Genomic DNA, 18,465 nt, shown 5'->3' with positions numbered 1-18,465 from the left:
GGAATTCAGCCGACGGCGCCCTCTAGCGCGCTGGTCAGGTTCGCGCCGAGATCGTCGGAAAGATAGCCGCCCTCCTGAACCAGCAGCATCGGAAGGCCGGCGCCCCGGATCGCGGCGGTGATCCGCGCGAAGCCGCTGGTGCTGACGGCGAGGCCCTTGAAGGGATCGTTGACATGGGCGTCGAGTCCAAGCCCGACGACGAGCACGTCGGCGCCGAAACTGCGGATACGGGTGAGGGCGGCCGCCAACACCTCCAGATACGTCTCGTCGCCGGTTCCGCGTTCTAGCGGCAGGTTGAAATTCGCGCCAAGCCCCGGCCCTTCGCCGCGCTCCTGCGCATGGCCCCAGAAGAACGGATAGAAGCGCGCCGGGTCGGCGTGGATGGAGACGGTCAAGACGTCGTCCCGGGCATAGAAGACGCCCTGCGTGCCGTTGCCGTGATGCACGTCGACATCGAGGATCGCCGGACGAAGGCCGGCGGCGCGGAGCCGCTCGGCGGCGATCCCGGCGTTGTTGAGAAAGCAGAAACCCCCGGCCATGTCGCCAAACGCATGATGCCCCGGCGGGCGGCAGAGAGCGTAGACCGCGCACTCCCCCGCCAGCACGAGACCCGCGGCGTGGATAGCGGTCTGCGCCGACCAGTAAGCCGCCTCCCATGTCCCCTCGGCGATCGGGCAAGCGGTGTCGGCTTGATGATAGCCCGCTTGCCCGACGGCTGATTTCGGGTAGCCCGCCGCGCGCCGGTCGGGATGAATGTTCGGGATGACCTCTTCGCCTGCGCCTTCGATCCGGCGCCAGCGGGAATAGATCGTCTCCAGAAACTGAAGATATTCAGCGCTGTGAATCGCGGCGATCGGGCCGAGGCCGCTATCGGCGGGCGCTTCGAACGCGCAGCCGGCCTTCAACGCCGCCTCGTGCAGGACGCGAATCCGCTCCGGTTGCTCCGGGTTGGCCGAAATCGCCCCGTTCGCCATGAAGTGCTTCGGGTCGTGGCGCCACTGACGCTCGTCGAATACGGCTTTCATTCTGTCCTCAATCGCTCCAGTCCGGCCGCGTCGAGCGACAGGTTCGTTTCATTTTCGTGCGCCGTGAAGCCCATCCGCAGATAGGCGGCGCGGGCGCCTTCATTGCTTTCATAAACGGAGAGCTTCATGAAACCGGCGTCCCAAACCCGCTCCGCATCCCCGGCGGCTGCCGCGAGCAGCCGCTTCCCGAGTCCGGTTCCGCGCAGATCCTCCGCAACCCAAAGGTCGGAGACATAGAGCCCGGTTCCGCCGCGAATGGTTGAGAAGATCGCCGAGTATAGCGCGACGCCGACGACTTTCGCCCCTTCTTCGGCCAGCACGGCGCGAAAGACGGGCGCGTCGCCCCATCCCGCCTTCGCGATATGGGAGTCTTTCGCCCGGTGCCGGTCGCCGAGATGCGCTGAAAGCGCATTCAGGGCGGCGTTGAGGCGGCTTGCGTCTTTCGCCTCGGCTTGTCTGATCGCAAGGGCGGTCATCGTGGGCGCGGCCTTCGGAATGCATTGGCCGCAGGGTGCGGTCTTTCGGGCGCGCTCGTCAACACCACCCCGCTCAGGTTCCGTCGTTGAAAAAGTCGTGGAGCGCCTGCGCCATTTTACCGGAAATGCCCTCCACCGCCTTCAGGTCAGCGAGTCCGGCGCGCGCGACCGCCTTGGCGGAGCCAAAATGCGCGAGTAGGGCGCGCTTTCGGGCTGGGCCGATCCCCGGCGCGTCGTCGAGCGGGTTTTGTCCGATCGCTTTCGAGCGTTTGGCCCGATGCGCGCCGATCGCGAAACGGTGCGCCTCGTCGCGCAGACGCTGGACGAAATAGAGCGTCGGGTCACGGTGCGGCAGCATGAACGGACGCCCGCCGCTCGGCTTGTGAAACTCCTCCTTCCCGGCGTCGCGCTCCAGCCCCTTCGCGACGCCGATCATCGCCACGTTCTCGACCCCGAGTTCCGCCATCACCTCGCGCACCGCGGCGACCTGTCCGGCGCCGCCGTCGATCAGGATCAGGTCGGGCCATTCCGCGCTCTCGCGGTCCGGATCTTCACGAAGCAGGCGCTGGAAGCGCCTTGTCAGCACCTCCTTCATCATGCCGAAATCGTCGCCGGGGGTGACGGCGGCGTTCCTGATGTTGAACTTGCGATAGGCTTTCTTCTCGAAACCCTCGGGCCCGGCGACGATCATGGCGCCGACGGCGTGCGCGCCCTGGATATGCGAATTGTCGTAAACCTCGATCCGGCGTGGCGGGCTCTCAAGTCCGAACGCCTCCGCCACCCCGGCGAGCAGCTTCGTTTGCGCCGCGCTCTCGGCCATACGCCTCGCCAGCGCCTCCTTCGCGTTGGTCAGCGCGTGTTCGAGCAGAAGCCGCTTTTCGCCGCGCTGTGGGCGCGCGAGCGTGACCTTGCGCCCGGCCGCGAGGCTCAGCGCCTCGGCGACGAGATCGGAATCCTCTGGCTCATGACTGGTCAGCACTAGTTTCGCGGGCGTCTTGCCGACGTAGAACTGCGCGAGAAACGCGGCGAGGATCTCCTCCTCGGGCGCGTCGGAGCCGGTGCGGGGAAAATAGGCGCGGTTGCCCCAGTTCTGATGAGAGCGAAAAAAGAACACCTGCACGCAGGCTTGCCCGCCCTCGGCGTGGACCGCGACGACATCGGCCTCCTCCACGGTTTCCGGGTTTACGCCCTGGTTCTGCTGGACGCGGGTGAGCGCGGCGATCCGGTCGCGATAGATCGCCGCCTGCTCGAACTCCATCGCCGCCGAGGCTTCGCGCATTCGCACCGCGAGTTCCTCCTGCACGCCGGTCGAACGGCCTTCGAGAAAACGCCATGCGTCCTTGACGAGCTTCGCGTAATCCGCCTCGTCGATCAGTCCGACGCAAGGGGCCGAGCAGCGCTTGATCTGATAGAGAAGGCAGGGCCGGGTCCGGTTCTCGAACATGGAATCGGAACAGGTCCGCAACAGGAACGCCTTCTGCAACTGGTTCAGCGTCCGGTTCACGGCGCCGGCGGAGGCGAACGGGCCGAAATAGCGCCCTGCGCGCGTGCGCGCGCCGCGATGCTTCTTGATCTGCGGAAACGGATGGTCCGCGCCGACGACGATATGCGCGAAGCTCTTGTCGTCGCGCAAAATGACATTGTAGCGCGGCTTGAGCTGCTTGATGAGATTGGCTTCGAGCAGCAGAGCTTCGGTCTCGGTCGGGGTGGTGACGAACATCATCGACGCGGTCGAGAGGATCATCCGCTGGATGCGCGTGCTGTTGCCCTGAAGGCGGGTGTAGTTTGAGACGCGGGCTTTCAGTGAGCGGGCCTTGCCCACATAGAGAACCTCTCCCTTCAGCCCCAGCATCCGATAGACCCCGGGACGCGCAGGCAGGCGCAAAAGATAGCTTCGGATCACCTCCGGCCCGGTCGTCGCGTCGCGGGCCAGGTTGGAGGCGTCCTCGTCAAAGCCAAGCGGGGACTGTGGCGCGTTCGTTTCGGTCATCGGCGGCAGTCTATCCGGTTTTCGGTCAGGCGTGACAGGGCTTCCGGCGTAGCAAGCGGCACGACGCTGCGCTGCGGCGAATCTGCGCGGCGTAGCGCCTGCCCCAGTTCCTGCGCCGGATCAACGATTTTCATATCCCCGATTCCTGTGGATAAATCTGTCCATAATATCGACCCGGTCCGGATTCATGAAGGAATCGTAACGGTTTTGCCAGGTTGCCCAAAAAACAGGCTGCCACGTTAACCTTTTGGATTTGTTGGCCTTTAAGAATGTCGAGTTGTCACGCTGCGATGATATTCGCGGCCGGATGACGAATCGCTCACGAAGCGCATGAAAGTGGAAAAGCCAGCTTGTCGAGTCGATTTCGGAGGGTTTCAAGCGGTTCTGAGGCGGCGCTTCTAAGTCACTCGACGCCAAGCACATCCGGAGTTCTCCACCCGAGGTGCTGACCGCCGTCCATCGCCAGAATCTGCCCGGTGAGCGCTGGAGAGGCGAGGATGAAGCGAAGCGCGGCCACGATCTCGTCGGGTCCGGCGCCGCGGCCGAGTATGGTCGCCGCACGCTGCGCTGCGAAATGCGCCTCCGACTGGCGCAGGCCGCGCAGGGTCGGCCCCGGGCCGATCGCCATCACCCGGACGCGCGGAGCGAGCCCTTGCGCCGCCATGCGGGTGAACGCCCAGAGCGCCGATTTTGCGATCGAGTAGGACATGAACTTCGGCGTCATCTTCAGCACCCGCTGGTCGATCATGTTGACCACGACCGCGCCGGCGGCAGGCTCGCCCGCGGCGTCGGTCATTGGAGCGGGCGCCTGTTCGCCGAATTGCTGCGTGAGAAGAACCGGCGCGCGCAGATTGCTCTCTATGGCCCGGTCCCAGCCCTTGCGGTTCATCGAATCGAGATCGTCGAACTCGAAGATCGAGGCGTTGTTGACGAGGCAGGTGAGCGGCGCGCCGAGCGCATCGGTTGCGGCGGGGATCAGCGCCTCCGTCTGGGCTTCCACCGTCAGATCGGCCGAGAGGACGGCGGCGCGCCGGCCGAACGCGCGAATCTCGTCCGCGGTCGCCTCCGCTTCCGGCTTGGAACCGAGATAGCTGATCGCGACGTCCCATCCGTCCTCCGCCAGCGCCAGCGCCATGGCGCGGCCGAGCCGTTTCGCGCCGCCGGTGACAAGCGCAGCGCCCGGTTTCATCCCAATCCTCCTCGCAGCTTTCGCCTGAGACGCGCGGCCCGACCGGTCACATGCGCGGACCCAACGCCAGAACGCAGTAAACGACATAGGCGGCGATGAAGGCCAGCCCCGCGATCCTGCCGATCTCTCGCCGCATGATGATGAAGGGCGCAAGGATCAACGATGAACCCAGCATGATCCAGAGGTCGAGTTCGAGAAACCCCGGCGGCGTCGGCAGGTCGCCGACCAGCGCGGCGGCGCCGAACACGCCGAGAATGTTGAACATGTTGGAGCCGATAACGTTGCCGATGGCGACGTCGGCGTGCCGGCGCAGCGCCGCCATGACCGTCGTCGCCAACTCCGGCAGCGACGTTCCCACGGCGACGAGCGTGAGCCCGATCGCCGCCTCGGAGACGCCCATAGTGATCGCCACCGATTGTGCGCCCGCGATCAGCATATGCGCTCCGATCGGCAGGCCGATCACCCCTGCTGCGATGCACCCCGCGATCTTCGGGCCGGAAAGGCAATCGGGCGCCATCTCTTCGAGATCGAGCGCGACCTTGCCGTTCATCGCCATCAAATAGGTGTCGTAGAGCACCGCGCAGAGGAGCGAGAGAAAGGCGATTCCGGTCCAGAAATAGAGGCCGCCATAGCCGCAGACGGCGAGTAGCAGCAGAGAAGCCGTGATCATCAGCACGAAGTTGCGCATCACGCCGTTCTGGCTGACCGCGATCGGCGCGATCAGCGCGGGAATGCCGAGGACGAGATAGACGTTCGCGATATTGGAGCCGACGATATTGCCAAAGACCAGGTCGGTCGCCCCGTCCAGCGTCGCTTCGATCGAAACCAGCAGTTCAGGCGCCGAGGTGCCGAACGCGACGACGGTGAGGCTGACGACCAGCGCCGGCACGCCCAGTCGAAGACTGAGCGATACGGCGCCCTTGACGAGAACATCGCCGGCGAAAACCAGAAGCGCGAGGCCCGCGAATACCAGCGAAAGGTCAATCAGCATGAGGCGTCGCGCCTCACGGAATCGGAACGCGCGGCCTCGATCATGGTGTCGGGGCGCCGCCGCAGGGACAGCCCTCTCCGCGCGCCGACCAGGCGCCGCAGACCGGGCAGGGGACGAGATCTTCGGCGTCCTTCAGTTTCGACGCTTTCTTTTTGGAGCGGAGATTCGGTTTGATCGCGCTCGAAGCGCCCATACGGGCGACGACGAAGACGCCGATCAGCACGGCGACGAAAATCAGTATCTTCGTCAGCATCGTTCAGAGCCCGTAGCGCGCGAAAAGTGCGCGCTCCTCGATCAGCCCGGCGGCGCTTCCCAGCGCCTCCTCCACCCCGGGTGCGCCGAGACGCCGGAAGAGGTTGCGTCTCGGCTCGATCACGTTGAACTTCGCATTGTCGCCGAAGCGGGATTTCATGGTTGGGACAAGATGCCCGATCCCGTCGATCAGGCCGATCTCCTCGGCCTCCCGCCCGACCCAGATCTCACCGGTGAAGAGGTCGCCCTCGCCGAGTTTCGCACCACGGCGCGCGCGGACCTGATCGATGAAATTGCCATGGATAACGCCCTGAAGGCGCTTGATCCGCTCCACGTCGTCGGCCTGCTCGGGGCGGAACGGGTCGAGCATGGATTTCGACCGGCCGGCGGTGTGCACGCGCCGCTCGACCCCCTGCTTCTCGAGGAGCGTATGAAAGCCGAACCCGGCGTAGATCACGCCGATCGAGCCGAGAATTGAATTGGCGTCGGCGTAAATCTCGTCGCCGGCCGTCGCCAGCCAATACCCGCCCGACGCCGCGACATCCTCGCAAAAGGCGAACACGGGGACGGATTTCTCATCCGCCAGCCGTCTGATCCGCGCCGCGATGAGCGCGCTCTGGGCCGGCGAGCCGCCCGGAGAGTTGATTGAAAGCGCCACGGCGACGAGCCGTTTCGGCGCGAAGGCGCGCGCGATGAGCGGCGCGAGCGCGGCGTCCGTCAATCCGCGACCGAACCCGGCGGCGCCGATGGCGCCGTTCAGGCGCAGCACGCTCACCAGCGGCGGGCGTTTGATGAGACTTGCGAATCCGTCGCTGAGAGCGTTCAACATGGAGGCCTATTTAGGCGTGATGCGGCGTGCGGACAACTGGCGGAACGGGCTTTCCGGCGGGATCCGCCCTACGGGGCGTGGAGTAACATGCGAGACATGACCGGATCGGGCAACCTGATGGACGGGCGAGAGGTTCTCCGCTTTAAGCTGGAGGAGCTTCGCCGCCGGCATCGCTCGCTCGACGATGCGATCGCCGCGTTGGAGCATTCGGTCGCAGGGCGCGATTCGCTGGATCTGAGGCGGTTGAAGAAACAGAAGCTGGCGTTGAAGGACGAAATCTCGCGGCTCGAGGACGAGCTCACCCCCGATATCATCGCCTGAGGCGCGCTTGTCGCGCACCCGTCGGCGGCTATAGTGCGGGCCAGATCTTGGAGAGAGTTGCATGGTCGAGCCCGCCCCCCTCGTCGGTATCGTTATGGGAAGCCAGTCCGACTGGCCGACGATGCGTCACGCGGCGGAGATCCTGTCGGCGTTGGAGGTCGCGCATGAGGCGCGGATCGTTTCCGCGCACCGCACCCCGGACCGCATGTTCGCCTATGCCGAAGCGGCGGCGGAGCGCGGCCTGCGCGTAGTCATTGCGGGGGCTGGCGGCGCCGCGCATCTGCCCGGGATGATCGCGGCGAAGACGCGGCTGCCGGTTCTTGGCGTCCCGGTGCTTTCGAAGGCGTTGTCGGGTCGCGACAGCCTGCTCTCCATCGTCCAGATGCCGAAGGGCGTGCCGGTCGGGACGCTGGCGATCGGCGAGGCGGGCGCGGCTAACGCCGGGCTTCTGGCCGCCGCGATTCTCGCGACCACGGACGAGGCGCTGGCGGCGCGGCTTGAGGCTTGGCGCGCGGCGCAGACCGCAGCGGTGGCCAAAGAGCCGAAGGATGACTGACGCCGTCGCGCCAGGCGGAACCGTCGGCATTCTCGGCGGCGGACAACTCGGCCGGATGCTCGCCATCGCGGCGGCGCAACTCGGGCTGAAGGCGCATGTCTACGCGCCCGAGGCGGACCCGCCCGCCGCCGACGTCGCCCGTTGCACCCGGGGCGCCTGGGACGATGCGGGCGCGCTCCGCGCCTTCGCCGGCGCCGTCGATGTCGTGACCTATGAGTTCGAGAACGTGCCTGCGGCGGTCGTGGATGCGCTGGAGCCACTGGTTCCGGTTCGGCCCGGACGCAAGGCGCTGGCGGTGGCGCAGGACAGAGTGACGGAGAAACGCTTTCTCAACCGCATCGGCGTCGCCACCGCGCCCTTCGCCCCGGTCGACGACGCGGAATCTCTTGCTGCCGCGCTGGAGAGGGTCGGAACGCCGGCGATTCTCAAGACCCGCCGCTTCGGCTATGACGGCAAGGGGCAGGCGCGGATCGCCGGAGACGGCGACGCGCCCGGCGCTCTCGCCGCGATGGGCGGCGCGCCGGCGGTTCTGGAAGGGCTCATTCGCTTCAGTCGTGAGATCAGTGTGATCGCGGCGCGCGGCGCGGACGGCGCCGTCGCCTGTTTCGATCCGGGCGAGAACGTCCACGAAGACGGTATTCTCAGAAGCACTACGGTTCCGGCCGGTTGTGACGCGGCGACTGCGGCGGCGGCGAAGGAAATCGCAGCGCGCATTCTCGCGGCGCTCGATTATGTCGGGGTGATCGGCGTCGAATTCTTCGAGACGGATTCTCGCGCGCTGCTGGTCAACGAAATCGCGCCCCGCGTCCATAATACCGGCCACTGGACCATCGAGGCGACCGCGAACGACCAGTTTCGCCAGCACGTCAAGGCGGTATGCCTCTGGCCGCTGGGCGACCCCGCGCGCCACGCCGATGCGGTGATGGAGAACCTGATCGGCGACGAGGCGCTGGACTGGGCGCGGCTCTCGGCCGCGCCGGGCACGGCGCTCCATCTCTACGGCAAGGCGGAGATGCGGCCGGGGCGCAAGATGGGTCACACAACCCGGCTGCGGGCGATCGCCGCTCCGTCTTCCTCCCTCTAGGCTTATAAGACCATGGGCTTTCCGACCGAGCCCGGGAAAGCGGTGGCGGAGCCTCGCGGAAGGTCGGCGCGAAGCGCGCGGTATGGCGATATCGATCGGCTCCGTTTCGTAGGCGCGCTTGGAATCCTTTGGTTTCATGTCCGAGCCCCGGGCGCCGCGGTCGGCCATGCCGCGCTACTGATGTTCATGATGCTTCTCGTCTATTTCGGCGCAGGCCGGCCGCTTGCCGAGCGCGCGCGCCGATTACTGACGCCCTGGCTGATATGGTCGGCTATCTACGGCGCGCTCAAGATGGCGGACGCGATTGCGAGCGGTCATCCGCTGTCAGACGAGTTCGACTGGTGGATGCTGACGACTGGCCCTTCGATCCATCTCTGGTTTCTGCCGTTCGGATTCGCGTTCGTCGCGTTAGCCCAGGTTCTGGAATCCACAATCGCGCGGGTTGCGGTGGTCGTTATCGGATTCATTGTATTCTGGCGCGTCGGGGCGGTGAGTCTCTCGCCCCCGTTGCGGGAATGGATGTTCGTCGCGCCGGCCGCCATTGTCGGCCTGGCGATGCGCTGGTGGTCGCCATCGCTCGTGCTCGCGCTCGCTGTCGTGGCGGTGGTGCTGGCCGCGTCGTTGGGCCCGGGTCCGATGACGGTGTGGAAACTCGGCATCGCCGCTCTCGTCGTCCTTGCCGCCATCCTGGCGGCTCGGCCGGGAACGCCGGACTCGACCTGGTTGGGATCGCCTTCGCTTGGCATATATCTCATCCATCCGGCGGTCGCGGCGGTAGCCGCGCGATCCGGTCTGCAGGGCTGGCCGCTCTATCTCGTTGTCGCGGGCGGCTCGATCGCGGCGGCGATCCTCATCCGTCGCTATGCGGGATGGCTGGCTTGAGCCAGCCTACTCCGGCTTGAAAACATCGTCCACAGGGGTCTGAAGCCCGGTCACCAGAGCGTTTGTCTGGGACGCCATGCCGACGACCTGCAGGAACTCACCGTATTGCGCGTCGGTCAGCCCCTTGGCGCGGGCTGCGGCGGTGTGGGAGTGCACGCAATAGGTGCAGCCGTTCGCGATCGAGACCGCGATATAGACGAGTTCCTTCGTTAGCGGATCGAGTCCGCCTTCGTCGCTCGAACCCATGACGGCTTTCAGCCGCTCCCATGTGGCCCTGAGCGTCGGCGGATCGTTGGCGAGCGAGCGCCAGAAATTATTCACGAAATCGGAACCGCGCGTCGCGCGGATATCCGCGAACACAGCCGCGGCGTCTGCGCTCAACTCATCGTCGGTGAGGAGCTTGACGGTCGCCATCCCGCGCGCCCGTTCAACGCCGGCGCGGGGCGTGGTCGTCGCGGACCTTCACGGGAACCGGTTGTGGCGCGTGCCCGCCGGCGACCCGGTCGAGCCATTCAGATAATGCGTCGGCGATGTCGGACCATTTCAAGGTTCGTCTCCCTCTGTCCGGATCGAGCAATTCCACCCGCACCCTTCTTTCAATGTGGAGCGGCAATACGAATTAGAAAAGCCCCCGGAGGCAAATTCGTTCCAAAAAAGCCGCGGAACGCCGACTCCGCCCAGTCTTCCGTCGCCTGTTATTGCAGGGTCGCATCGCCCATCTCCAGGAATTTCTTCCGGCGCGCGGCGCGCAGCTCTTCCGGCGATTTGCCGGCAAGCCCTTTCAGCTCCTGGTCGATCGCGTTTCCAACGGCCCTGATCGCAGCCATAGGGTCGCGCTGCGCGCCGCCGGTCGGCTCCTTAACCACCCGATCGACGACACCCAGCTTTTTTAGATCTTGCGCGGTCAGTCTCAACGCCGCCGCCGCCTCGCGCATCTTCTCGGCATCCTTCCAGAGGATGGAGGCGCAGCCTTCAGGCGTGATCACCGAATAGATTGAATGCTCCAGCATCATCACGCGGTCGCCCGCCGCCAGCGCGACCGCGCCACCCGAGCCGCCCTCGCCAATCACCACCGCGACGAGCGGCGCGCCAAGCTTCAGACACATTTCGGTCGAGCGCGCGATCGCCTCGGACTGGCCACGCTCCTCGGCCCCTTTTCCGGGATAGGCGCCGGGCGTGTCGATCAACGTCACGACAGGGAGCGCGAACCGGTCCGCCAAAGCCATGAGCCGCGCCGCCTTGCGGTAGCCTTCGGGCCGCGCCATGCCGAAATTCCGCTCGATCCGCGATTTGGTGTCCGCGCCTTTCTCCTGCCCGATCACCATCACCGGACGATCGTTGAGCCGCGCGAGGCCGCCGATCACCGCATGGTCCTCGGCGAAATTCCGATCGCCGGCGAGTGGGGTGAACTCGGTGAAGAGCGTCTTCACATAGGCGAGCGCGTGCGGGCGCGCCGGGTGACGGGCGATCTGACATTTCTGCCAGGGGTCCAGGTTGGAGTAGAGTTCGGCGAGGAGTTGCGCCGCCTTCGCGTCTAGCTGTTTCGCTTCACCCTCGACATCGACGCCGCCGCCCTTTTTCGCGAGCATCCGGAGCTCAACCGCTTTTCCTTCAAGATCGGCGAGATCCTTTTCGAATTCGAGATAGCTCTGCATGTTGCGCTCCGCCGCGTTCATGCGCCGGGATATAGTCCGGAGGGGTGGTCGATTGCAATTCGCGCCCGCCTCCGGCGACCCATTCGGATTCAGGCCGCGGGGAGGAGCGCGACATCGAACACCGCGGCCGCTCCGTCGGCGCACTCCGTCTCGTCCCGCCGGGTCACGAGGGCGCGGGCCTCGAAATGCGCCAGCGCGGCTTCGAGCATGCCGGCGCACATCTCCGCGATCGGTTCCTCGGAGCTGTAGCGAATGACCAAGCGGGTTTCCGAGACCCTCTCGCAGCAGAGTTGGGGTGGTTGCGCGGTTGGATAGAGAAAGCGCATTTCGTCATGAACATGCCGCTCGATGGTCAGCAGATAGTCGAGCGCCCCGACATTGGTCGGAATGAAATCCGGGTAGAGTTCCGCGAACCGCTCGAATGCGCGGCGCCCGAAGGCGTGGCGAAGCTCGCCGGTCGCTTCGCCAGTCATTTCGGCGAGGCGTCCTATCATTTCCGGCAGCGACCGATCGTCGCCGATCTGTTCGAAACGCGCGGCGATATCCGCGGTGGCGATGTCGCGGGCAAACTTTCGCAACTCTGACTTCATCAGGCCAAGCACGGCGCCCCCCCCCTTCGAATCACAAACATCTTCAGGGCCGGATATAAGACCCGGACGAGCGCGCGAGGGAGTGCAGAACTACACTTGTCGGTTGCGGGCGGCTCAGCCGCCCGCCGCCTCGATCAGTTCCGCCTGTGTCACGATCACCCGCGCCTGGCGCGACGAGGCGAGGTCGATCAGCTTGCCGTCGAGCACCGCGGCGCCCTGGCCGCCTTCCTCCGCCGCCCGCATCGCGGCGAGGATGCGGCGGGCGTGCTCAACCTTCGCCGGCGTCGGGGTGAATACCCGGTTCGCCAGCGCCACCTGTTTCGGATGAATCGCCCATTTGCCGACGCAACCCAGCGTCGCCGAGCGTTTCGCCTGCGCGAGAAACCCCTCATCGTCCGAGAAATCGCCGAACGGCCCATCGACGGGCAGCACGCCATGCTGACGGCAGGCCGCGACCATGCGAGCGATCGGGTAGTGCCAGGGATCGACCATGTTGACCGTGCGGCCCTCGTCGTTTGCAAGCATGTGATAGTCGTCCTGCGTGCCGCCGATTCCGGTCACGTTCATGCCCATGGAGGCGGCGTAGTCCGCGACGCCGAAGCTCATCGACTGGATCCGGGGCGAAGCGGCGGCGATCTCGCCGACATTCTGCGCGCCGGCCGCAGTCTCGATCAGCACCTCGAAGCCGATCCGCTTGGACTTTCGCGCCGCCTGCTCGCAGGCCGAGACCAGCGCATCGACGGCGTAGATATCCTTCGCGTTGCCGACTTTCGGGATCATGATCAGGTCGAGCCGGTCGCCTGTCTTCTCGATCAGGTCGATGACGTCATGGTGCCAGAATCCGGTGTCGAGTCCGTTGATCCGGACTGAAAGGGTCTTCGCGCCCCAGTCAACGTCGTTCACCGCCTCGATTGCGGTCGTGCGCGCTGCGGCCTTGTCGGCCGGGGCGACGCTGTCCTCGAGGTCGATATTGATCACGTCGGCGGCCGAAGCCGCCATCTTCTCGAAAATCGTCGGGCGCGTGGCGGGGCCGAAAAGCTGGCAGCGGTTCGGGCGTGCGGGGCCGGCGGGCTGGACTGTGAAGCTCATCGGGGACCTTTCGGTGCGAAAGAATGTGTCGGAGGACCGGCTGTGAGGGTTATTGTGTTGCGCCGCCGCATGTCAATTCTGGAGCGGCGCGCGTCGAGGCGTGTATGCTGCGCGGCGACTCGGAAGGAGTTTCGCCATGAGCCATGTTTTTCCTCGCCACACCCGCATCCTCCCGCCCGTCGCCGTGGGCGGTGAAGGCTGCTGGCTGATCGACGCTGACGGAAAACGCTATCTCGACGGCTCTGGCGGGGCCGCAGTCTCCTGTCTCGGCCACGGCGACCGGGAGGTGATCGAAGCGATCAAGGCGCAGCTCGACCGGATTGCGTTCGCCCATACCGGCTTCTTCACGTCCGAGCCGGCGGAGGCGCTGGCCGATCTCCTGATCGAGCATGCGCCGGAGGGGATCGAGCGGGTCTATTTCGTTTCCGGCGGGTCGGAGGCGACCGAAGCGGCGATCAAGCTCGCGCGGCAGTATTTCGTCGAAAAGGGCGAGCCGGAGCGCGGAAAGCTCATCGCCCGCAAGCAAAGCTATCACGGAAACACCATCGGCGCGCTTTCGGCGGGCGGCAATGAATGGCGCCGGGCGCAGTTCGCACCGCTGCTGCTCGACGTCTCCCATATCGACCCTTGCTACGAATACCGCCTGATGCGCGAGGGCGAGAGCCCGGAGGAATACGGACGGCGCGCCGCGGACGAGCTGGAGACGGAGATCCTCCGCCTCGGCCCGGAAAGCGTGATGGCGTTCATCGCCGAGCCGGTGGTCGGAGCCACGGCGGGGGCGCTGACGCCGGCGCCGGGCTATTTCAAACGCATCCATGAGATCTGCGACCGCTACGGCGTGTTGCTGATTCTCGATGAGGTGATGTGCGGCATGGGGCGGACCGGCCATCTCTTCGCCTGCGAGGCGGAGGGGGTCGCGCCCGACATCATCTGCATCGCCAAGGGGCTCGGCGCCGGCTACCAGCCGATCGGGGCGATGCTCTGCTCGGGCGAGATCTATCGCACGATCGAGGCGGGGAGCGGGTTCTTCCAGCACGGCCACACCTATCTCGGCCATCCGGCCGCGACGGCCGCGGGGCTGGCGGTGGTGCGGGCGCTGCTCGGACGCGGGTTGATCCCGACGGTGCGCGAGAAAGGCGAAAGATTCGCGGCGCTGCTCGCAGAGCGGTTCGGCCAGAATCCGCATGTCGGCGATCTGCGCGGGCGCGGGCTTTTTCGCGGCGTCGAACTGGTCGCGGACCGGGAGAGCAAGACGCCGTTCGACCCGGCGCGCCGGATCGCTGCGAAAGTGAAGGCGGCGGCTTTCGAAGCCGGTCTGGTGTGCTATCCGATGAGCGGCACGGTGGACGGGCGCGCGGGCGATCATGTCCTGCTCGCGCCGCCCTTCATCATTGAGGATGCGGAGATGGAGATGCTTGTCGATCGGCTCGACACTGCGATCGGTGCGGCGATAAGTAGTTGATGTTTGAAATATCTGATGAACGACGGTCGCAACTATAAGCGCGGTTACGAATTCTCGTCCAGTGAGAAGAGTTGGGCGTAAGGCCTCAATACGGTTGCGCTCCCGCTTTCACCTGTTAACGTCGGTGTGACGAAGCTAGGCGGCGCCCGCCGCTTCGGTTTTTCGTCGCCAGACCGAATTGCGCGACGAAGCGCGGGATCATTCCCCGGGCGCGAGAAACGATCAGGGAGATTGAGATGAAAGTACTCAAACTGGCGGCCGCCGCAGCGGCGCTGACGCTCGGCGCGCAGGGCGCGTTGGCCCAGGAGCGGTTCATCACCATCGGCACCGGCGGCCAGACCGGCGTTTATTACGTCGTCGGACAGTCGATCTGCCGGCTGGTGAACCGCGGCACGGCCGACCACAATCTGAAATGCACCGCGCCATCGACCGGCGGCTCGATCGCGAACATCAACGCGATCAAGGCCGGCGACATGGACATGGGCGTCGCCCAGTCCGACTGGCAGTTCCACGCCTATAACGGCACGTCGCAGTTCGAGGGCGACAAGTTCGACAAGGAGCGCGCGGTCTTCTCGGTGCACGGCGAACCCTTCACCGTGATCGCACGCGCGGACGCCGGCATCGAAAGCTTCGAGGACCTTAAGGGCAAGCGCGTCAATGTCGGCAATCCCGGCTCCGGCCAGCGCGCGACGATGGAGGTCGTGCTGAACGCCATGGGCTGGACGATGGACGATTTCGCCCTCGCGTCGGAGCTGAAGCCCGCCGAACAGTCGGCGGCGCTCGGCGACAACAAGGTGGACGCGATCATCTACACCGTCGGCCATCCGAACGGCTCGATCCAGGAGGCGACCTCGACCGTCGACGCGCGGATCATCCCCGTGACAGGGGCGGCGATCGACAAGCTGATCGCGGACAACCCCTATTACGCCTCCGCGACTATTCCTGGCGGCATGTATTCGGGCAACGAATCGGATGTGACCACGTTCGGCGTAAAGGCTACCTTCGTCACCTCTTCCGACGTGCCGGATGACGTCGTTTACACCGTCGTGAAGGCGGTCTTCGACAATTTCGACCGTTTCAAGGGGCTCCACCCGGCCTTCGCCAATCTGAAGGAAGAGGAGATGATCAAGGATGGTCTCTCCGCGCCGCTGCATCCGGGCGCCGAGAAATACTACAAGGAGCGCGGCTGGATGTAATCCGGTTGGACGTCTGAATACGGCGTCGACGATTCGGGCGGCGGGCTTTCGGGGCCGCCGCCAACCAGAAGCCCCGGAAAAATGGGGCTCAGTTGATCCGGCAGGGGGTCGAATATGAGCGACGACGACAAACAGTTCGAGGCGGCCGCGGTGGAGAACGCCGCCTCCGGCAGAGGCGGACTCAGTCAGGCGGAACTCGACGAGCTTGTCGCCTCCTCGGACACCGGCGGCCGGACGCCGCCTGGCTTCGCCGGCAAGCTGCTCCTCTCCGTCGCGCTGGCCTGGTCGCTCTTTCAGCTCTGGATCGCGTCCCCGATCCCCTTCATGGTCGGCTTCGGCGTCTTCAACGACACCGAGGCGCGCTCGTTCCATCTCGCCTTCGCGCTCTTTCTCGCTTTCGCCGCTTATCCGGCGGCGCGCACGCCGACCCAGCTTATCCTCGGACTCGGTGTGCCGGCGCTTCTGACCTTTCTCTTCATGTTCGGCGCGAAGGATCAGACCGCGACCTGGTGGATTCCCATCGTCGGAGCGGTGATGATCGGCTTCATCCTGCTCGGCTCGCCCAAGAATCGTATTCCATCATGGGAATGGGCGCTGGCCATCGTCGGCGCATTGGCGTCGCTCTACATCTTCGTCTTTTACCGCGAGATTTCCGGGCGCGTCGGCGCGCCGATCACCCAGGATTACGTGGTCGCCGTCATCGGCCTGATGATCCTGCTGGAGGCGACGCGCCGGGCGCTCGGCCCGGCGCTGATGATCGTCGCGAGCGTGTTCCTCGCCTACACATTTCTCGGGCCGCACATGCCCTCGATCATCGCCCATAAGGGGAACTCGCTTTCCGAAGTGGTGAACCACCAGTGGATCACGACCGAGGGCGTCTTCGGCATCGCGCTCGGCGTCTCGACCAGTTTCGTTTTTCTCTTCGTGCTCTTCGGCTCGCTCCTCGACCGGGCCGGGGCGGGCAATTACTTCATCCAGGTCGCCTTCTCGCTGATGGGGCACATGCGCGGCGGTCCGGCCAAGGCCGCCGTCGTCTCCTCGGCGATGACCGGGCTGATTTCCGGCTCCTCGATCGCCAATGTCGTCACCACCGGCACCTTCACCATCCCGCTGATGAAGAAGGTCGGCTTCTCCTCCGAGAAGGCCGGAGCGGTCGAGGTCGCCTCCTCCGTCAACGGCCAGATCATGCCGCCGGTGATGGGCGCCGCGGCGTTCCTCATGGTCGAATATGTCGGGATTCCCTATTTCGACGTGGTCAAGCACGCTTTCGTTCCGGCGATCATCTCCTATATCGCGCTGGTCTATATCGTCCATCTGGAGGCGATGAAGGCCGGTATGAAAGGGTTGCCGCGGGCATACACGCCGAAGCCCATCGTGCAGCGGCTGATCGGAATCGCCTTCACCATCGCGGTGATCTGCGCGCTTTCATTCGGAGTCTACTATGGCATGGGCTGGATAAGGCCGACCTTCGGCGCCTCGGCGGGCTATATCGTCTTCGTGCTGCTGACGGCGGCCTATGTCGGGCTGCTTTACGTTGCGTCGCGGGAAGAGCCGCTGAAGCTGGACGACCCGAACGCGCCGGTCACCACGCTGCCGCTGCCCGGGCCGACGGTCCGCTCGGGGCTGCACTACCTTCTTCCCGTCGTCGTGCTCGTCTGGGCGCTGATGATCGACCGGCTGTCGCCCGGCCTCTCGGCCTTCTGGGCGGTGGCCTACATGATCTTCATCCTGTTGACGCAGCGTCCCCTGATGGCGATTTTCCGCGGCGAGAGCCGGTTCGCCAACGATGTCGTCGCCGGGTTCGCGGATCTGACCGATGGGCTTATTTCCGGCGCGCGGAACATGATCGGCATCGGCATCGCCACGGCGACCGCGGGCATCATCGTCGGCGCGGTGAGCCAGACCGGCGTCGGCTCGGCGCTCGCCGATGTGGTCGAGGTGCTTTCCGGCGGCAACATCATGGCGATCCTGCTGCTCACCGCCGTGCTTTCGCTGATTCTCGGCATGGGGCTGCCGACGACCGCGAACTACATCGTCGTATCGGCGCTGCTGGCGCCGGTGATCGTGACGCTGGGCCAGCAGAACGGGCTGATCGTACCGCTGATCGCGGTGCATCTGTTCGTCTTCTATTTCGGCATCATGGCGGATGTGACGCCGCCGGTCGGGCTCGCCAGTTTCGCCGCCGCGGCGGTCTCGGGCGGCGACCCGATCCGCACCGGCGTCATCGCGTTCTTCTACAGCCTCAGGACCGCGGCGCTGCCGTTTCTCTTTATCTTCAACACCGAGCTTCTTCTGATTGACGTCACCTGGGCGCAGGGGATTCTCGTCTTCATCATCGCGACGATGGCGATGTTGCTCTTCGCCGCCGCGACGCAGGGCTGGTTCCTGGCGAAGAACCGCATCTACGAATCCGCCATTCTGCTGCTGATCGCTTTCACCCTGTTCCGCCCCGGCTACTGGATGGACATGGTGGCGCCGCCCTTCGACGAAGTCGCTCCGGCTGAAATCGAACAGGCGGCGATGAGCGCGCCGGTCGGCTCGGACCTGCGGTTGCAGGTCGACGGCGTGAACGCGCTCGGCGACCCGGTGAGCTTCACCGCGCTTCTTCCGGTCGTGGAGGGCGCGACAGGGGCGGAACGGCTGGCGGCCGTCGGGCTCGAATACATCGTCGATGGCGAAAAGGTTGTGATTGACAATGTCGCTTTCGACAGCGCGGCGCAGAAGGCCGGTTTCGACTGGGATCAAGAGATCAAGCGCGTTCTTGCGCCGGCCGATCAGCCGACGAAATACCTGATGTTCGTTCCGGCTTTTCTTCTCCTGGCCCTTGTCGTCATCTTGCAGCGCCGCCGGGCGATACCGGCTGCGGCGCCGGCGTGAA

At 65.5% G+C, this 18,465-nt stretch carries 19 protein-coding genes; 7 read left to right on the top strand and 12 right to left on the bottom strand.

Annotated features, from left to right (window positions below):
- Positions 1-5 precede the first annotated feature (5 nt).
- From G5B40_RS09055 to G5B40_RS09020, 8 genes are all read right to left on the bottom strand, one after another.
- Positions 6-1,025, bottom strand: a complete 1,020-nt coding sequence (locus G5B40_RS09055; protein ID WP_165097720.1) for a histone deacetylase family protein — start codon at positions 1,023-1,025, stop codon at positions 6-8.
- Positions 1,022-1,501, bottom strand: a complete 480-nt coding sequence (locus tag G5B40_RS09050; RefSeq protein WP_165097718.1) for a GNAT family N-acetyltransferase — start codon at positions 1,499-1,501, stop codon at positions 1,022-1,024. The genes G5B40_RS09055 and G5B40_RS09050 overlap by 4 nt, the downstream gene beginning before the upstream one ends.
- A 73-nt stretch (positions 1,502-1,574) precedes the next feature.
- Positions 1,575-3,491 (bottom strand): excinuclease ABC subunit UvrC, encoded by a 1,917-nt coding sequence (uvrC, locus tag G5B40_RS09045; RefSeq protein ID WP_165097716.1) that lies wholly within the window; start codon positions 3,489-3,491, stop codon positions 1,575-1,577.
- Positions 3,488-3,625: a hypothetical protein gene (locus G5B40_RS09040; protein ID WP_165097714.1), complete on the bottom strand. Its 138-nt coding sequence runs from the start codon at positions 3,623-3,625 to the stop codon at positions 3,488-3,490. The genes uvrC and G5B40_RS09040 overlap by 4 nt, the downstream gene beginning before the upstream one ends.
- A gap of 269 nt (positions 3,626-3,894) precedes the next feature.
- Complete coding sequence (locus G5B40_RS09035; RefSeq protein ID WP_165097712.1) at positions 3,895-4,680, bottom strand: SDR family oxidoreductase; 786 nt, start codon at positions 4,678-4,680, stop codon at positions 3,895-3,897.
- 46 nt (positions 4,681-4,726) lie between these two features.
- Positions 4,727-5,671 (bottom strand): calcium/sodium antiporter, encoded by a 945-nt coding sequence (locus G5B40_RS09030; RefSeq protein ID WP_165097710.1) that lies wholly within the window; start codon positions 5,669-5,671, stop codon positions 4,727-4,729.
- Positions 5,672-5,711: 40 nt separating this feature from the next.
- Positions 5,712-5,924, bottom strand: a complete 213-nt coding sequence (locus tag G5B40_RS09025) for a hypothetical protein (protein WP_165097707.1) — start codon at positions 5,922-5,924, stop codon at positions 5,712-5,714.
- Between the two features lie 3 nt (positions 5,925-5,927).
- Positions 5,928-6,752: a S49 family peptidase gene (locus tag G5B40_RS09020; protein WP_165097705.1), complete on the bottom strand. Its 825-nt coding sequence runs from the start codon at positions 6,750-6,752 to the stop codon at positions 5,928-5,930.
- A gap of 87 nt (positions 6,753-6,839) precedes the next feature.
- On the opposite strand from G5B40_RS09020, the gene G5B40_RS09015 reads away from it, so the two are divergent.
- From G5B40_RS09015 to G5B40_RS09000, 4 genes are all read left to right on the top strand, one after another.
- On the top strand, positions 6,840-7,073 hold the full coding sequence (locus G5B40_RS09015; protein WP_425500079.1) for a YdcH family protein: 234 nt from the start codon (positions 6,840-6,842) through the stop codon (positions 7,071-7,073).
- Positions 7,074-7,134: 61 nt separating this feature from the next.
- A complete protein-coding gene (gene purE, locus G5B40_RS09010; RefSeq protein WP_165097703.1) occupies positions 7,135-7,629 on the top strand; it encodes a 5-(carboxyamino)imidazole ribonucleotide mutase in 495 nt (164 codons plus the stop codon).
- A complete protein-coding gene (locus tag G5B40_RS09005) occupies positions 7,622-8,713 on the top strand; it encodes a 5-(carboxyamino)imidazole ribonucleotide synthase (protein WP_165097701.1) in 1,092 nt (363 codons plus the stop codon). The genes purE and G5B40_RS09005 overlap by 8 nt, the downstream gene beginning before the upstream one ends.
- Positions 8,714-8,893: 180 nt before the next feature.
- Entirely contained in the window at positions 8,894-9,595 is a 702-nt protein-coding gene (locus tag G5B40_RS09000) for a hypothetical protein (RefSeq protein WP_165097699.1), read from the top strand.
- 6 nt (positions 9,596-9,601) lie between these two features.
- Here the strand turns inward: G5B40_RS09000 and G5B40_RS08995 are convergent, their stop codons facing one another.
- The 4 genes from G5B40_RS08995 to G5B40_RS08980 all read right to left on the bottom strand — a co-directional run bounded on the left by G5B40_RS08995 (position 9,602) and on the right by G5B40_RS08980 (position 12,929).
- A complete protein-coding gene (locus tag G5B40_RS08995) occupies positions 9,602-10,009 on the bottom strand; it encodes a carboxymuconolactone decarboxylase family protein (protein ID WP_165097697.1) in 408 nt (135 codons plus the stop codon).
- Positions 10,010-10,290: 281 nt separating this feature from the next.
- Complete coding sequence (locus G5B40_RS08990) at positions 10,291-11,250, bottom strand: acetyl-CoA carboxylase carboxyltransferase subunit alpha (RefSeq protein ID WP_165097695.1); 960 nt, start codon at positions 11,248-11,250, stop codon at positions 10,291-10,293.
- A gap of 89 nt (positions 11,251-11,339) precedes the next feature.
- Positions 11,340-11,828: a heme NO-binding domain-containing protein gene (locus tag G5B40_RS08985; RefSeq protein WP_165097693.1), complete on the bottom strand. Its 489-nt coding sequence runs from the start codon at positions 11,826-11,828 to the stop codon at positions 11,340-11,342.
- Positions 11,829-11,954: 126 nt separating this feature from the next.
- Complete coding sequence (locus tag G5B40_RS08980; protein ID WP_165097691.1) at positions 11,955-12,929, bottom strand: HpcH/HpaI aldolase/citrate lyase family protein; 975 nt, start codon at positions 12,927-12,929, stop codon at positions 11,955-11,957.
- Positions 12,930-13,065: 136 nt separating this feature from the next.
- On the opposite strand from G5B40_RS08980, the gene G5B40_RS08975 reads away from it, so the two are divergent.
- From G5B40_RS08975 to G5B40_RS08965, 3 genes are all read left to right on the top strand, one after another.
- A complete protein-coding gene (locus G5B40_RS08975) occupies positions 13,066-14,391 on the top strand; it encodes an aspartate aminotransferase family protein (protein ID WP_165097689.1) in 1,326 nt (441 codons plus the stop codon).
- A gap of 236 nt (positions 14,392-14,627) precedes the next feature.
- The gene (locus tag G5B40_RS08970) at positions 14,628-15,587 is read left to right on the top strand and encodes a TAXI family TRAP transporter solute-binding subunit (protein WP_165097687.1); all 960 of its coding nucleotides are present in this window, start codon (positions 14,628-14,630) and stop codon (positions 15,585-15,587) included.
- A gap of 114 nt (positions 15,588-15,701) precedes the next feature.
- Positions 15,702-18,464: a TRAP transporter permease gene (locus tag G5B40_RS08965; protein ID WP_165097682.1), complete on the top strand. Its 2,763-nt coding sequence runs from the start codon at positions 15,702-15,704 to the stop codon at positions 18,462-18,464.
- The last annotated feature ends 1 nt before the right edge of the window (position 18,465 follow it).

Source organism: Pikeienuella piscinae (assembly GCF_011044155.1).
Classification (GTDB): domain Bacteria; phylum Pseudomonadota; class Alphaproteobacteria; order Rhodobacterales; family Rhodobacteraceae; genus Pikeienuella; species Pikeienuella piscinae.
Note: the sequence above shows the minus strand (reverse complement) of the source record. Positions and strands in the feature narration are given on the sequence as shown.

Coding starts and splice junctions, on each gene's coding strand:
- G5B40_RS08995 (WP_165097697.1), bottom strand. CDS start 10,009: ATGGCGACCGTCAAGCTCCTCACCGACGATGAGTTGAGCGCAGACGCC.
- G5B40_RS08965 (WP_165097682.1), top strand. CDS start 15,702: ATGAGCGACGACGACAAACAGTTCGAGGCGGCCGCGGTGGAGAACGCC.
- purE (WP_165097703.1), top strand. CDS start 7,135: ATGGTCGAGCCCGCCCCCCTCGTCGGTATCGTTATGGGAAGCCAGTCC.
- G5B40_RS08975 (WP_165097689.1), top strand. CDS start 13,066: ATGAGCCATGTTTTTCCTCGCCACACCCGCATCCTCCCGCCCGTCGCC.
- G5B40_RS08990 (WP_165097695.1), bottom strand. CDS start 11,250: ATGCAGAGCTATCTCGAATTCGAAAAGGATCTCGCCGATCTTGAAGGA.
- G5B40_RS09025 (WP_165097707.1), bottom strand. CDS start 5,924: ATGCTGACGAAGATACTGATTTTCGTCGCCGTGCTGATCGGCGTCTTC.
- uvrC (WP_165097716.1), bottom strand. CDS start 3,491: ATGACCGAAACGAACGCGCCACAGTCCCCGCTTGGCTTTGACGAGGAC.
- G5B40_RS09055 (WP_165097720.1), bottom strand. CDS start 1,025: ATGAAAGCCGTATTCGACGAGCGTCAGTGGCGCCACGACCCGAAGCAC.
- G5B40_RS09040 (WP_165097714.1), bottom strand. CDS start 3,625: ATGAAAATCGTTGATCCGGCGCAGGAACTGGGGCAGGCGCTACGCCGC.
- G5B40_RS09005 (WP_165097701.1), top strand. CDS start 7,622: ATGACTGACGCCGTCGCGCCAGGCGGAACCGTCGGCATTCTCGGCGGC.
- G5B40_RS09030 (WP_165097710.1), bottom strand. CDS start 5,671: ATGCTGATTGACCTTTCGCTGGTATTCGCGGGCCTCGCGCTTCTGGTT.
- G5B40_RS09035 (WP_165097712.1), bottom strand. CDS start 4,680: ATGAAACCGGGCGCTGCGCTTGTCACCGGCGGCGCGAAACGGCTCGGC.
- G5B40_RS09050 (WP_165097718.1), bottom strand. CDS start 1,501: ATGACCGCCCTTGCGATCAGACAAGCCGAGGCGAAAGACGCAAGCCGC.
- G5B40_RS08970 (WP_165097687.1), top strand. CDS start 14,628: ATGAAAGTACTCAAACTGGCGGCCGCCGCAGCGGCGCTGACGCTCGGC.
- G5B40_RS08980 (WP_165097691.1), bottom strand. CDS start 12,929: ATGAGCTTCACAGTCCAGCCCGCCGGCCCCGCACGCCCGAACCGCTGC.
- G5B40_RS09020 (WP_165097705.1), bottom strand. CDS start 6,752: ATGTTGAACGCTCTCAGCGACGGATTCGCAAGTCTCATCAAACGCCCG.
- G5B40_RS09000 (WP_165097699.1), top strand. CDS start 8,894: ATGTTCATGATGCTTCTCGTCTATTTCGGCGCAGGCCGGCCGCTTGCC.
- G5B40_RS09015 (WP_425500079.1), top strand. CDS start 6,840: ATGCGAGACATGACCGGATCGGGCAACCTGATGGACGGGCGAGAGGTT.